This window comes from Streptomyces sp. CA-249302, assembly GCF_050936785.1.
Classification (GTDB): Bacteria; Actinomycetota; Actinomycetes; order Streptomycetales; family Streptomycetaceae; genus Streptomyces.
On the sequence record NZ_JBNJMG010000001.1, the window covers coordinates 10,088,723 to 10,101,485 of the forward strand.

Consider the following 12,763-nt stretch of genomic DNA (forward strand, 5'->3'; position numbering starts at 1 on the left):
GGTCACCCCTTCCCCGCCGCAGCCTGCGCCGCATCCATCGCATCCTGCGGACTCTTGCTCCCCGACAGCGCAGCCTGGACGGCCGTCCACATCGGCTGCGAAATGGTCGGGTACTTGGTACCGAGACCGCCACTGGTCCGGCCCCGAGCGGCAGCCACCGCCGACACCCACGGCTTCAGCTTCGGGTTCTGCTTCACCTGCTCGGCCTGCACCGCCGCAGTCGGCGCGACGTACTGCAACGTCGTGTCGGTCGGCAACAGGTTCGCGTCGCTGGTCAGACACGTCACGATCTTCTTGGTGACGTCGTACCGCCCGGTGTCCTTCTGCACGGGCACCGTCACGAACTCACCACCCGTCGGCACCGGCGCCGAACCGCCGTTCTGCCCGGGGATGTTGATGATGCCGTAGTCGAATCCGGCCTTGTCCGCGTTGCCCAGCTGCCAGGTGCCGTTCTCGCTGAACGCGTAGTCCCCGGTCGCGAACTCCTGCCAGCTGGTCGTCTGCGTGTTCTGCAGCACGTCCTTGGGTGCGTACCCGTCGTCGACCCACTGCTTCCACAGCGACAGGGCAGCAACTCCCTTGGCGGAGTCGAGCTTTGTGAGATCCCCGCCCGCGCCCCAGAACCAGGGCAGGAACTGGAAGCTGCCCTCCTCGGTGTTGATCGCGGAGAAGGTGATGCCCTTCTTCCCGGCCGACTTGACCTTCTTCAGGGCGGCGGTCAGGGAGTTCCAGTCCTTGATGGACGCAGCGTCCACGCCGGCCGCGGACAGGATCTTCTTGTTGTAGTAGAGCGCAAGGGTGTTGGCGCCGATCGGCACCCCGTACGAGGCGTTGTCGATCGTCCCCGCCCCGATGATGTTCTGCTGGATCGACTTGGTGTCCAGGCCCAGATCGCTCGTCTTGTTGAGGATCCCCGCCTCGACCAGCGTGGAGACGACCGGGTTGTCGACGAGCATGACGTCCGGCGCGTTGCCCTGCTGGGCGGCGAGCAGGGCCTTGTTGCCGAGGTCGGTCGTGTCGTACGCGGTCCGCTTCAGCTTCACCCCCGCCTTGGTCCCGCACGAGCTCACGAGCTTGCCCCAGGCCGAGGAGGCGTCGAACTGCGGATACGGGTCCCAGAAGGTGTACGACCCTCCGGAGCCGGCGGAGGAGTCGGAGGAACCGGAGCCGCCCCCACAGGCGGTGAGGGAGGCGAGGGTGCCGACGGCGGCGAGGGCCGCGAGCAGGGTGCGGTGGGTGGGGGCGAGGGCGCTGCGGCGGGTGGGTATCACGGGGTGACCTCGTTGTCGTAGAAGAGAAGGCTCAGGAGGTGGGCAGCCAGACGCGCATGGCGCCGTCCTGGCGGTTCGCCCAGGCGTAGTAGGGGATGGCGGTCAGCTCGACGGGATCGCCGTCCTGCCGCGGGGGCTCGTCGGCCGTGGTGTACGGCCACCAGCCCGCGTCGGGGATACGGCGCCGGCGCCCGGCCGCCACGACCGTCGTGACACCGCCGAGCAGGTCGGGACGGTGCTTCACGGCGAGCGGGCGGGTGGGGTCGAGGACGATGTCGTCCAGGCCGCCGCCGGGGTGGTCGGCCTGCTCCAGGCAGAAGACCAGCGGCCCGCGCTCGACGGCCGCGCAGCCGCGCACGGCGTCCACCCGCGGGTCGGCCGCGGTGAGCCGGGGTTCGAGGCCGAGCTCCAGTACGACCCGGTCGCCCGGCGCCCAGGTGCGTTCCAGCCGCAGCCAGCCGTCCTCGACCACCGGCGAGTCGTACGTCTCCTCCCCGCACCGCACCCGGAACTCGCGGCACCACCGCGGGATGCGCAGCGACAGCGTCCAGGGGCCGTCGGCCGGCGTGTCCTCGACGGTGAGGGCGATCGTGCCGTGCCAGGGGTAGTCGGTCTCGGCGCGCACGGCGATCGGGCCGGCGGAGTAGCGGCCCGTGACGTACTGGTGGATCTGTAGTCCGCCGTCGTCGCTCGTGGCGAGGTAGTGCTCGAGTCCGGCCAGCAGCCGCATGACGTTGGGCGGGCAGCAGGCACAGCGGAACCAGCGGGTGCGGCGGGCCGACTGGTCGCCGCCGGGGTCGGTGTGGCCGTCGCGGACCTGGAGCGGGTTGACGTACAGCCAGCGCTCGCCGTCCAGGGAGACACCGGCCAGGAAGCCGTTGAAGAGGGTGCGTTCGACCAGGTCGGAGTAGCGGGCCTCGCCGGTGAGCAGGGCCATGCGCCAGCTCCACTGGACCGAGGCGATGGCGGCGCAGGTCTCGCAGTAGGCGCGCTCGTTGGGGAGTTCGTACGGATCGCCGAAGTCCTCCCAGTCGTGATGGGCGCCGAGGCCGCCGGTGAGATGGGTCTTGGTGGTGGTCATGGCCTGCCACAACCGCTCGGCGGCGGACCGCAGTTCGGTCTCCCCGGTCTCGGTGGCGAGGTCGGCGACCGCGGCCAGCAGATACAACTGCCGTACGGCGTGCCCCTCGACGTTCGTCGCCTCGCGCACCGGGACGCGGTCCTGGCAGTACGCCTCGCCGCCGAGCAGGCCGTGGCCGTGCCGTTCCACGAAGTACCCGGCGAGGTCGAGGTAGCGGCGCTCGCCGGTCTCCCGGTACAGCTCGACCAGGGCGGTCTCGATCTCCGGGTGGCCGTCGATGCCGTCGATCTCCCTGCCGCTGCCGGGCGGCCCGAAGACCGAGTCGACGTGGTCGGCGAACTTCCGCGCCACGTCGAGGAGTTCGGTGCGCCCGGTCGCCCGGTGGTGGGCCACGGCGGCCTGGATGAGATGGCCGGCGCAGTACAACTCGTGGCCCCAGCGCAGGTCCTGGTAGCGCTCGCCGCCCTTGACCAGCTGGAACCAGGTGTTGAGATAGCCGTCGGACTGCTGGGCGGCGGCGACCAGGGCGACGATCCGGTCGACGTCCGATTCCAGCTGCGCCGAGGGGCCCTGGGCCAGCTGCCAGGCCGCGGCCTCCAGCCACTTGTAGACGTCCGTGTCGACGAACGGGTACGCGCCCTGGAACTCGCCCTCGGCGGTGCCTGCCGCCAGCCGCAGGTTGTGCAGGTTGCCCGCGGACTCCAGGAGGCTGGGGCCCTGCGGGACGGAGGTCCGGGCGTTGACCTCGCGGCGGGTGTGCCAGAAGCCGTCGGTCACCCGGACGTCGGCGGGGCGCAGGGCGGCGTGGGAATCGGGGCCGGGGCGGACAGGACCGGTGCGGGGCATGGCTCTCCGGGGGTGTGAGCAACGAAATGAGCAATCGTTTTCCTCGCCGAAGAGTAGAGGGGAAGCGGGGAATCGCGGTCAAGGGTGCTGCACCGGATTTCTCGCCGTACTCAAGGACTGGTACTTACCGCGACCGCCTGCGACCATGGTCGGGATCGACCCGTCGAACAGCTCTGTCGAGATATCGCACAGCCGGTATGAGAAAAGGATTGCCCGTGACGGAAGCCGCTCCGCGTTCCCCCTCCGCTCCCGCCGCCCCGTCCGCTGCCGCCGGTCGCGCGAAGCTCGCCGATGTCGCCGCGCTCGCCGGTGTCAGTGTGGGCACGGCGTCCAAGGCGCTGAGCGGCAGCGGCCGGATGCGTCCGGAGACCCGGCAGCGGGTGCTGGACGCGGTGGAGGCGCTCGGCTTCCGGCCCAACCAGCACGCCCAGAGCCTGCACACGGGCCGCAGTTGGACGGTCGGTCTGATGACGACGGACGGCATCGGCCGTTTCAGTACGCCGGTCCTGTTGGGTGCCGAGGACGCGCTGGGTGCCGGAAAGATCTCCGTGCTCCTCTGCGACACGCGCGGCGACACCATCCGCGAACAGCACCACCTGCGCAACCTCATGGACCGCCGGGTGGACGGCATCATCGTCACCGGCCGCCGGACGGACCCGCGCCCGCCGCTGCGGGGCGTCGACGGCATCCCGATCGTCTACGCGCTGTCCCCCTCGACGGACCCGTCCGACACCTCGGTGGCCTCGGACGACCGGGGCGGCGCCCATCTCGCCGTGGAGCACCTGATAGCCACGGGCCGCACCCGGATCGCCCACGTCACGGGCCCGGAACACCACGCGGCCGCCCGCGACCGGGCCCGCCACGCGGTCGACCTCCTGGAGCGCTCATCGCTCCGACTGGCCACCGGGCGGGTGCACTTCGGGGAGTGGAGCGAGGCCTGGGGTCGCCGGGCCGCCGACGCGGTCCTGCGCACGGCGCCCGACACGGACGCCGTCTTCTGCGGCAACGACCAGATCGCCCGCGGGGTCGCGGACGCGTTGCGTGAGCGGGGCGTCGACGTGCCCGGCCGGATCGCGGTGGTCGGCTACGACAACTGGGACACCATGGCCCTGGCGTGCCGGCCGCCGCTCACCACGATCGACATGAGCCTCGGCGAGATCGGCCGTATCGCCGCGCTGAAGCTGCTGGAGGCCATCGACGAGGGGCCGGTGGCGGGGGTGCACACGGTGCCGTGCCGACTGGTTGTCCGCGAATCGACGTGAGGTCCGGGCCCTGAGGAATCACTTCGGCGGGAACCGCAGTGCTCCGTCCAGGCGGATGGTCTCGCCGTTGAGGTAGTCGTTCTCGCAGATGTGCTGGACGAGGGCGGCGTACTCGGGGGAGCGGCCCATGCGCCTGGGGTGCGGGACCTGCGGGCCCCAGTACGCCTCCAGCTGGTCGCCCGACTTGCCGTAGGCCGGGGTGAGGAAGGTGCCGGGGGCGATCGTGACCACGCGGATGCCCAGGGGGGAGAGGTCGCGGGCGGCCACCAGGGTCATGGCGGTCACTCCGCCCTTGGCGGCGGCGTAGGGGAGTTGGCCGATCTGGCCCTCGTACGCCGCGATGGACGCCGTGTTGACGATGACGCCTCGGCCGCCGTCCTCGTCGACCGGCTCCTGGCGGGCCATCGCGGCCGCGGTCAGGCGCATGACGTTGAAGACGCCGGTCAGGTAGATGTCGATCGTCCGGCGGAAGCCGGCCAGGTCCAGCGGCTCGCCGTCGCGGCCGATCAGACGTCCGCCCGCGGCGGGGCCGCCGTGCGTGTCCACCGAGATGCGCAGGGGGCCGAGGGACTCCGCCTCGGCGATGGCCGCCCCCACGTCGGCCTCGTCGGTGGCGTCGGTGCGGACGTACCGGATCCCCAGCTCGGACTCCAGGGCCTTGCCCTTCTCGTCGGCGAGGTCGGCGACGACCACGGCCGCTCCTGCCGCGTGCAGTCGGCGGACCGTGGCCTCGCCCAGACCGCCCGCCCCGCCCACCACGACCGCGGAAGTGCCCTGAACCTGCATCGTGACTCCCCTCCCAGGGATACATGGTTCTAGTATGGCGAGAGTAGCATTCTCATCTGGTGATGTGATCCCGTCCGGCCCGCCGAGTTGGAGACCCCCATGCCCGAGGCAGTCATCGTGTCCGCCCTGCGCACCCCCGTCGGCACCGCGTTCAAGGGCACCCTGCGCGACACCACCGCCTTCGACCTGGCCCGGCACATCGTCGGCGCCGCCGCGAAAGAGCTCGACCCGGACCGCGTCGACGACGTGATCCTCGGCGAGGGCCTCTACGGCGGCGGCGTCCTCGCCCGGCACGCGGCGCTCACCGCCGGGCTCACCTCGATCCCAGGCCTCGCCCTCAACCGGCACTGCGCCGCCGGCCTCTCCGCCGTGGCCGGCGCCGCCGGCTCCATCCGCGCCGGCATGGACGACCTGGTCATCGCCGGAGGCGTCAACTCGGCCTCCACGGCGCCGAAGTCCGCCTTCCGGGTGGACGGCGAGTGGGTCGAGCCCTGGATGTCGCCCACCCATCCCGACCGCGCCGACGCCCCCAACAACGACATGTCGATCACCATCGGCTGGAACGTGGCCCAGCGCGCCGACATCAGCCGCGCCGACATGGACGCCTGGGCCCTGCGGTCGCACCGGAACGCGGTGCGCGCCATCGACGAGGGGCGCTTCGACGCCGAGCTGGTCCCCGTCGAGGTCGCCGGCGGGCTCTTCTCCGTCGACGAACACCCGCGCCGCGACACCTCGTTGGAGAAGCTGGCCGCCCTCAAGCCGCTGCACCCCGAGATCGAGGGCTTCAGCATCACCGCGGGCAACGCCTGTGGCGGCAACGACGGTGCGGCCGCCCTGGTGGTGGCGAGCGATGCCACGGCGGCCGCCGAGGGGCTGCCCGTGCTGGCCACCGTGCGGTCCTGGGCGTCGGTGGGCGTCGACCCGGCGGAGACCGGGCTCTCGCCGGTCAAGGCGATCCCCAAGGCCCTCGCCCGGGCCGGCCTCACCACCGCCGACGTCGACCTCTACGAGATCAACGAGGCCTTCGCCTCGGTGGCCGTGGCCGCCGTCCGCCTCCTCGACCTCGACCCCGACCAGGTCAACGTCAACGGCAGCGGCTGCTCCCTCGGCCACCCGGTCGCCGCCACCGGCGCCCGCATGCTCGTCACGCTGGTGCACGAACTCCGGCGCAGGGGCGGCGGAATCGGGGTCGCGTCGATGTGCGCGGGCGGGGGGATGGGGTCGGCGATGGTCGTGGAGGTGGCGGCGCCGTAGAACGGGCGGCGCCGGCCGGTCGCGCCCGAACGCAGGGGCGTGGCCGGCCGACACCGCCGTAACGCCTGCTCGCAGCAGGCCGGTTCAGCCCAACTCCGCCGTCACCTGCGGTAGATCGACCGTCGTGCGGATCCCGGGTTCCGCCGCGACCACCAACGGCACCGCGTTGACGGCCCGGTTGGCCGTGTACGACGGTGAGATCTCGGCCATCCGGTCCAGCGGTACCGGCAGGCGGATGCCGACCTCGAGGGGTGCGTCGCCCTCGACCGAGACGTGCCAGCCGGTTTCGTGGAGGTCCCAGGCCGGTTCTAGGTCTCTGGTGCAGTACCAGGTGGCGCGGAAGCGGAGCAGCGGGCGGCCCGCGCGCAGGCCGGTGACCGTCAGGCGCTGGGCGGCGACCGTGCCCGGCGCCAACTCACCCGCTGCGATGCGGACACGGCTTCGAGCCGTCGCCAACTCGCCGGTCGCCTCCAGGGAGTCGAGGGGGAGGTGCAGTGCCTCGGCGATCAGGTGGAGCGACGGGCCGAAGCTGGTACGTGCGCTGGAGAGCCGTTCCTCGGTGAAGGCGGCCGGTGCGACGCCGTAGCCCATCACGTCGAACAGCAGCTCGGGGGAGGGGCGTTGGGACAGGTCGGCGGACTCCTCGATGGTCAGGAGATCGACGCGGCGCGCGATCGACGTCAGTACCAGCGGCACCGCCTCGGTGATGAAGCCGGGACTGCTGCCGGTGCTGTGGATCGAGGTGCCGCCGCGCTCGCACGCCGCCTCGACCCGCTTGCGCATGTCGGGATCCATGCTCCCCGGGTGATGGAACTCGCCGCGGGTCGTCACGACGTTCGCGCCCGACTCCAGCAGCCGGCACACCTCGTCGAGGTCGCAGGCGAGCGGCATGTACAGCACGCAGTCCGCGCCCAGTTCCAGGATGCGCTCGATGTCGGCGGTGGCGGTGACACCGGTCGGGGACGTCCCGCACAACTCGCCCGCGTCCAGGCCCTGCTTGGCGTCCGAGTGGACGTACACCCCGGCCAGTTCGAGGCCCGGGTGCTCCACGACGGCCCGCAGCGACCGCGAGCCGATCGTGCCGGTGGCCCACTGGACGACCCGGTACGTGCTCATGCCGCCTCCTGGGTGAAGCGCAGCAGGGCCTCCTGGGCGTAGGACGCCACGAGCGAGCCCCGCTCGGTGAGGACGTCGCCGCGGCCGAAGCAGCGGCCGTGGGCCACGATCGGGCTGTGCTGGCGCAGCAGCAGCCACTCGTCGGCCACGAACGGGCGGTGGAACCACACCGTGTGCGAGGTGACGGCCGAGGTGAACGCCTTGCCCGAGTCGTGCTGGGTGACGCCCGCGACGGGGCGCAGGGCCGTGCCGATGAGGGTCAGATCGGTGGCGTACGCGGTGAGAGCCGGGGCCAGTTCGGGCTCCGACGACGGTGCGCGCATCCACACGTCGAACTCGGGCGGCTCGGACCCCGGGGTGTCCAGGTCGGCCAGGCTACGCGTCTCCCAGGGGATCGGGTGCAGGTCGGTGCGGTGCTCGGGCCCGGGGAGCGCGGGGACCTCCGCGACCACCTGGTGCGCGGGGCCGTCCTCCGCGGCGTGCAGCGAGACCGACGCGATCGCCACCACGCCCTTCGACTGCCGGGCGACCACCGTCAGCGCGGCGAAGGAACCGCCGTCGTGATGGCGCTCCACCTCGTAGCGCACCGGCTCCTCGGGCCGGCCGGCGCGCGCGAACAGGGCGTGCAGGGACTTGATGCCCTTGTCGGGACAGGACAGGTGCGCCGCCCGGACGAACTGGGCCAGCAGCTGACCGCCGAACAGGCGGTGGTAGCCGAGGCGTTGGTTGCCCGCCTCGTAGACGAGACCGGCTCCCTCGTCGTGACCTCGAAGATCGAGGCAGTCGAGGAGGTCGTCCCAGAGTTCACTCACGGCAAGTGGCATGTCAGCGAGGGTAATGGAAATCTATGTATACGAGAATGGCACTCTCGGAGCGGATTCGGAGGGGATTCGAAGCGGATCCGGGGTGGCGACAGGTACACCGGCGGCCGGGGGTACAGGGCCATGTCGAGGCGGCGACGCCGTTCGTAGCGTCGTGGACATGGCTGACAACGAGAACATCCGTGAGACGAACACCCCCGCCGGCGGCTCGTCCCGGCGGCAGGCGCTGCGCCTAGGGGCCGGGATCGGTGGCGTCGGACTCGCCGCCGCCCTCGGCGCGCCGGTCGCGCGGGCGGACGAGCGCGCCGGGAGCGGGCGGCAGCGGCAGGCCGGGACCCGTACGTACGTCCTGGTCCACGGCACGCACAGCGCCGGTGCCTTCTGGACGGCGATCGGGCGGGAGCTGGCGCTGCGCGGTCACCGGGTCGTCGCCGTCGACCAACCCCTGCACGGGACCGAGCGGTTCGTCCCCGCGTCCTACCAGACCCAGGACCTGCGCGCCCTCGCCACCGAGCCCTCCCCGGTCGCCGCCCTCACCCTGGACGACTTCGAACGCCGGGTCACCGGTGTCGTGCGCCGCGCCGCTCGGCTGGGCGGGCCGGTGGTGCTCGTCGGGCACAGCCTCGGCGGCGCCTCGGTGAGCCGGGTCGGGGATGCCGTACCCGAACTCCTCGCGCACATCTGCTACATGGCCGCCTTCTGTCCGAGCCGCACCATGCCCTCGATCAACGACTGCTCCGACTCGCCTGAGGGGCGGCAGGCCGTGACGCCGGTGGAATACATGGCCGGCGACCCGGGCGGGCTCGGTGTGCTGCGCCTGAACTGGCGTACCTCGGACCGCAGGGCACTCGCGGTCTTCAAGGAGATGATCTGCGCGGACTACTCGGACCTCGCGTTCCTGCGGGTGCTCGAGGACCTTCAGACGGACGAGTCGATGACCGTCTACGACGGCCGGGCCGTCGGGCGAGCCGACACCTGGGGGCGGATCCCGCGCACCTATCTGCGGTTCGGCAAGGACCGCACCGTCGCCACCGCGCTCCAGGACCGCATGATCGCGGAAGCCGACGCCCTGACGCCGGACAACCGCTTCACCGTGCACGACACGCCCGGAGCGGGACACCTCGGCCCCGCGGACCCCACGCGCGTGGTCGACCTGCTGCACGGGCTGCCGGTGTAGCCACCGGCGGGGCGCGCTCTAGCTGAGCGTGAAGCCCTTCGCGCAGAAGTCCCAGATCTCCTCGGCGGTGAGCGGGTGGTCCTGGCCGCTGGACTGGGCGTTGAACATGACGGTCTGCATGGTCAGGGCCGCCACCCGCCGCGCCTTGAAGCCCGCACGCAGCAGACCGGCCTCCTCCAGCTCCACCATCAGCTCGGTGAACAGCGCGAGCAGCGGTGCGTTCGCCACCCGCATCTCGTTCGGATGCGAGACCAGCAGGCGCAGCGCGAAGTCGCTGAACAGCGGCCCCTGTCGGCCGGACGGGTCCGGGCGCGAGCTGTCGAACAGCTCCTGGATGACGACCCGCAGCCGGTCCAGGGGGTTCGACTGCTCGGCCGCGCTCGCGCGCAGCTGGTCGGCCGACTTGCTCATCGCGTCCTCGAACAGCGCGAGCAGCAGTTCGTGCTTGCCGTCGAAGTGCTGGTAGAAGCTGCGCAGCGACTGCTTCGACCGGTCGACGACCTCCTGCACGGTGAAGTCCGTCGTGCCCTTCTCCGCCATGATCGCCTGGGCCGCGTCGAGGAAGCGTTCGACCCTCTGCTCGGCCCGACGTTTCGCCGCCTGGGTGGAGCGCTCGACCGCGCGCTGCTTCCAGGCCGGTTCCTCGGTCGGGGTGCTCACGGGCTGGTCCGCCTTCTGTGCCATGGGGAGAACATTACTGCAGTGTAGCGGCAGCATGCTGCCTTCACGCTGGACACCTCCGACGTTGTGGAGGAGACTATGGATTCCCAATAGCGAGAATCGCATTCTCCATCACTTTCTCCAACGAGGAGGCCGTTCGTGGCGAGGGACGTGCGGACCGACCACGAGGTCGGGCAGTTGAGGCCGGTGGTCGAGGGCCTGCTCGTCGGGGCTCTCCTCACGGGAGTCGTGCTGGTCGGAGCGGTGCTGGCCGGGGTCTTCGTGCTCGGGGGCCCGGATGCTGTTTGAGTTCGACGCCGAGCAGCGGCTGTGGCAGGACACCGTGCACAAGGCCGTCCTCAAGGAGTGCCCGCCGACGCTGGTGCGGGCCGTCTCCGACGCGGGCGCCGACCCGTACCCCCTGTGGCGCGTCTACGCCGACCAGGGCTGGACCGAGCTGACCGATCCGGCGGACGCGGTCGAGCTGGCGATCGTCCTTGAGGAACTCGGCCGGGCCACCGACCCGACGCCCTACCTGGCCACGCTGACCCAGTTCGGCCCGCTCGCCCCCGGGGCCGCCGACGCCGGGCAGTCCGGCGCGGCCGTCTACAACGGGATCACCGCCCAACCCGAGGGTGACGGCTGGCTGTTGGACGGCACCGCCCGCCACGTCCTCGACGGGGACCGGGCCGACCTGCTCGCCGTGGTCACCGACGCCGGCGTCTTCGTGGTCCCCGCCACCGAGGCGACCGCCGTACGCACCCCGGCCTTCGACCCCGTCCTGCACATCGCCGACGTCACCCTCTCCCAGGTGCGGGTCGGCGAGAGTGCAAGGAGCGCGGCGGACCCGGAAAAGGCCCGGCAGATCGCCCTCACCGGCATGGCGCTGACCATGGTGGGTGCCTGCCGCCGGGCCCTCGACCTGGTCCTGGACCACGTCCGCACCCGGCAGCAGTTCGACGCTCCCATCGGCTCCTTCCAGGCCGTGCAGCACAAGGCGGCGGACATGCACGTGGCCCTCGAACGGGCCCGCGCGCTCGCCTACTTCGCCGCGCTGACCATCGCCGAGGACGACCCCCGGCGCCGTATTGCCGCCTCGATGGCCAAGGCGGCGGCCGGCGAGTGCCAGGCGGTGGTGTTCCGCAACGCCGTGCAGCTGTTCGGCGCGATGGGGCACACCTGGGAGAACGACCTGCAGTTCGCCGTCAAGCGGGCCAAGGCGGGCGAGCTGATGCTGGGCGGCGCCACCCACCACCGGGCGCTGATCGCCGACGCGTACCTGGCCGAGACGTCGCTTGCCGAGGTGGTGTCATGAAGCTGACCTTCGACGCCGAAGTCGAGGCCTTCCGCGCCGAGTTCGTGGCGTTCCTGGAGGCCAACCTGCCCGCGGAGGCCGAGGCCGCCGAGCGCTCCCGCTCCACCGGGCACATCCCCGAGTGGGCCCGGCGCTGGCAGCGGCTCCAGTTCGACCAGGGCTGGCTGCTGCCGGGCTATCCGCCGGAGTTCGGCGGGCGGAACGCGAACGTCATCCAGCAGTACGTCCATCGCGAGGAGCTGTCCCGGCGCCGTATCTACCACAGCTTCAACCCCCAGGGCGTGGGCATCATCGCGGCCTCGCTCATCTCCTTCGGCACCGAGGAGCAGAAGCGCCGCTGGGCCGTGCCCATCCTGCGCGCCGAGATCACCGCAGCGCTCGGCATGAGCGAGCCCGGCGCCGGTTCGGACCTCGCCTCCCTGCGCACCCGGGCCGAACTCGACGGAGACCACTTCACGGTCAACGGGCAGAAGGTGTGGACCTCCGGCGCGCACGACGCCGACGTGCTGCTCACCTTCGTCCGCACCGACCCGGACGCCCCCAAGCACAAGGGGATCAGCGTCGTGCTCATCCCCACCGACACGCCCGGCGTGACCCGCCGCCCGTTCGCCTCCTACACCAGCCCCGACGACAAGGACTTCAACGAGGTCTTCTTCGAGAACGTCCGGGTCCCCGCCGAGAACCTCGTCGGCCCCCTCAACCAGGGCTGGCGGGTCGCGAACGGCTCGCTGGGCCACGAGCGCACCCTGATGTGGCACGGCGAGGCGGAGCGGATGGGCGAGGTGCTGCGGGACTTCCGCCCCGAGGGCCCGCTGGAGAAGGACTGGTACGCCACGCTGGTCATGGACCTCCAGGCGCTACGGCTGCTCGGCTCCGCGGCCCTCGCCCGGGCCGCCCGCGGCGAACAGGACGTACCGGCGCTGTCCGTGCTGAAGGTGTTCGGCTCGGAGGCGGCCCAACGGGCCCTGGAACGCGTCCTGGAGGCGTCCGGCCCGGACGGGCTGACGCATCCGGCGCGGACGGCGCCGTACAACCACATGAGTTACGACGACGACTCCGCCAGCTGGTTCAACCGCTTCGCCCGCAGCTTCGGCGGCACCATCGCCGGCGGCACGTCGGAGATCCAGCGCACGATCATCGCCGAGCGGGTGCTCGGTCTGCCCCGACGCTGAGG

12 protein-coding genes are annotated in these 12,763 nt (G+C 71.6%); 6 read left to right on the forward strand and 6 right to left on the reverse strand.

What is annotated here, in order from left to right; translation table 11 throughout:
• Nucleotides 1–2: 2 nt before the first annotated feature.
• On the reverse strand, nt 3–1,271 hold the full coding sequence (locus ACQEWB_RS45595) for a sugar ABC transporter substrate-binding protein (RefSeq protein ID WP_432842104.1): 1,269 nt from the start codon (nt 1,269–1,271) through the stop codon (nt 3–5).
• A gap of 31 nt (nt 1,272–1,302) precedes the next feature.
• Nucleotides 1,303–3,198 carry a glycoside hydrolase family 127 protein gene (locus ACQEWB_RS45600; protein WP_432842106.1) on the reverse strand — a complete coding sequence of 632 codons (1,896 nt, stop codon included), beginning with the start codon at nt 3,196–3,198 and terminating at the stop codon, nt 1,303–1,305.
• Between the two features lie 197 nt (nt 3,199–3,395).
• Here ACQEWB_RS45600 and ACQEWB_RS45605 point away from each other — a divergent pair, with 197 nt between their 5' ends.
• Entirely contained in the window at nt 3,396–4,460 is a 1,065-nt protein-coding gene (locus ACQEWB_RS45605; protein ID WP_432842108.1) for a LacI family DNA-binding transcriptional regulator, read from the forward strand.
• 18 nt (nt 4,461–4,478) lie between these two features.
• Here ACQEWB_RS45605 and ACQEWB_RS45610 read toward each other — a convergent pair whose 3' ends face one another.
• A complete protein-coding gene (locus ACQEWB_RS45610; protein WP_432842110.1) occupies nt 4,479–5,246 on the reverse strand; it encodes an SDR family NAD(P)-dependent oxidoreductase in 768 nt (255 codons plus the stop codon).
• 99 nt (nt 5,247–5,345) lie between these two features.
• On the opposite strand from ACQEWB_RS45610, the gene ACQEWB_RS45615 reads away from it, so the two are divergent.
• Entirely contained in the window at nt 5,346–6,500 is a 1,155-nt protein-coding gene (locus ACQEWB_RS45615) for a thiolase family protein (RefSeq protein WP_432842112.1), read from the forward strand.
• 84 nt (nt 6,501–6,584) lie between these two features.
• Here the strand turns inward: ACQEWB_RS45615 and ACQEWB_RS45620 are convergent, their stop codons facing one another.
• Nucleotides 6,585–7,616, reverse strand: a complete 1,032-nt coding sequence (locus ACQEWB_RS45620) for an NAD(P)H-dependent amine dehydrogenase family protein (protein ID WP_432842114.1) — start codon at nt 7,614–7,616, stop codon at nt 6,585–6,587.
• Nucleotides 7,613–8,440: an acyl-CoA thioesterase gene (locus tag ACQEWB_RS45625; RefSeq protein ID WP_432842116.1), complete on the reverse strand. Its 828-nt coding sequence runs from the start codon at nt 8,438–8,440 to the stop codon at nt 7,613–7,615. Before ACQEWB_RS45625 ends, ACQEWB_RS45620 begins: the two co-directional genes overlap by 4 nt.
• 157 nt (nt 8,441–8,597) lie before the next feature.
• On the opposite strand from ACQEWB_RS45625, the gene ACQEWB_RS45630 reads away from it, so the two are divergent.
• Entirely contained in the window at nt 8,598–9,614 is a 1,017-nt protein-coding gene (locus tag ACQEWB_RS45630) for an alpha/beta hydrolase (RefSeq protein WP_432842118.1), read from the forward strand.
• Nucleotides 9,615–9,632: 18 nt separating this feature from the next.
• On the opposite strand, the gene ACQEWB_RS45635 is transcribed toward ACQEWB_RS45630, so the two are convergent.
• Nucleotides 9,633–10,298, reverse strand: coding sequence for a TetR/AcrR family transcriptional regulator (locus ACQEWB_RS45635; protein ID WP_432842120.1), 666 nt, complete (start codon nt 10,296–10,298; stop codon nt 9,633–9,635).
• A 135-nt stretch (nt 10,299–10,433) separates the two neighbouring features.
• Between ACQEWB_RS45635 and ACQEWB_RS45640 the strand changes: the two genes are divergently transcribed.
• From ACQEWB_RS45640 to ACQEWB_RS45650, 3 genes are read left to right on the forward strand one after another with little or no spacing between them, the layout of a single operon-like run.
• Nucleotides 10,434–10,583 (forward strand): hypothetical protein, encoded by a 150-nt coding sequence (locus tag ACQEWB_RS45640; RefSeq protein WP_432842122.1) that lies wholly within the window; start codon nt 10,434–10,436, stop codon nt 10,581–10,583.
• Nucleotides 10,573–11,589, forward strand: a complete 1,017-nt coding sequence (locus ACQEWB_RS45645; protein WP_432842124.1) for an acyl-CoA dehydrogenase family protein — start codon at nt 10,573–10,575, stop codon at nt 11,587–11,589. Before ACQEWB_RS45640 ends, ACQEWB_RS45645 begins: the two co-directional genes overlap by 11 nt.
• Nucleotides 11,586–12,761: an acyl-CoA dehydrogenase family protein gene (locus ACQEWB_RS45650; RefSeq protein ID WP_432842126.1), complete on the forward strand. Its 1,176-nt coding sequence runs from the start codon at nt 11,586–11,588 to the stop codon at nt 12,759–12,761. The genes ACQEWB_RS45645 and ACQEWB_RS45650 overlap by 4 nt, the downstream gene beginning before the upstream one ends.
• Nucleotides 12,762–12,763: the final 2 nt, after the last annotated feature.

What these genes read in the sequence shown, in the direction of transcription:
- ACQEWB_RS45630 (WP_432842118.1), top strand. Translation starts at nt 8,598, where the DNA reads ATGGCTGACAACGAGAACATCCGTGAGACGAACACCCCCGCCGGCGGC.
- ACQEWB_RS45605 (WP_432842108.1), top strand. Translation starts at nt 3,396, where the DNA reads ATGAGAAAAGGATTGCCCGTGACGGAAGCCGCTCCGCGTTCCCCCTCC.
- ACQEWB_RS45625 (WP_432842116.1), bottom strand. Translation starts at nt 8,440, where the DNA reads ATGCCACTTGCCGTGAGTGAACTCTGGGACGACCTCCTCGACTGCCTC.
- ACQEWB_RS45600 (WP_432842106.1), bottom strand. Translation starts at nt 3,198, where the DNA reads ATGCCCCGCACCGGTCCTGTCCGCCCCGGCCCCGATTCCCACGCCGCC.
- ACQEWB_RS45635 (WP_432842120.1), bottom strand. Translation starts at nt 10,298, where the DNA reads ATGGCACAGAAGGCGGACCAGCCCGTGAGCACCCCGACCGAGGAACCG.
- ACQEWB_RS45620 (WP_432842114.1), bottom strand. Translation starts at nt 7,616, where the DNA reads ATGAGCACGTACCGGGTCGTCCAGTGGGCCACCGGCACGATCGGCTCG.
- ACQEWB_RS45645 (WP_432842124.1), top strand. Translation starts at nt 10,573, where the DNA reads ATGCTGTTTGAGTTCGACGCCGAGCAGCGGCTGTGGCAGGACACCGTG.
- ACQEWB_RS45610 (WP_432842110.1), bottom strand. Translation starts at nt 5,246, where the DNA reads ATGCAGGTTCAGGGCACTTCCGCGGTCGTGGTGGGCGGGGCGGGCGGT.
- ACQEWB_RS45615 (WP_432842112.1), top strand. Translation starts at nt 5,346, where the DNA reads ATGCCCGAGGCAGTCATCGTGTCCGCCCTGCGCACCCCCGTCGGCACC.
- ACQEWB_RS45650 (WP_432842126.1), top strand. Translation starts at nt 11,586, where the DNA reads ATGAAGCTGACCTTCGACGCCGAAGTCGAGGCCTTCCGCGCCGAGTTC.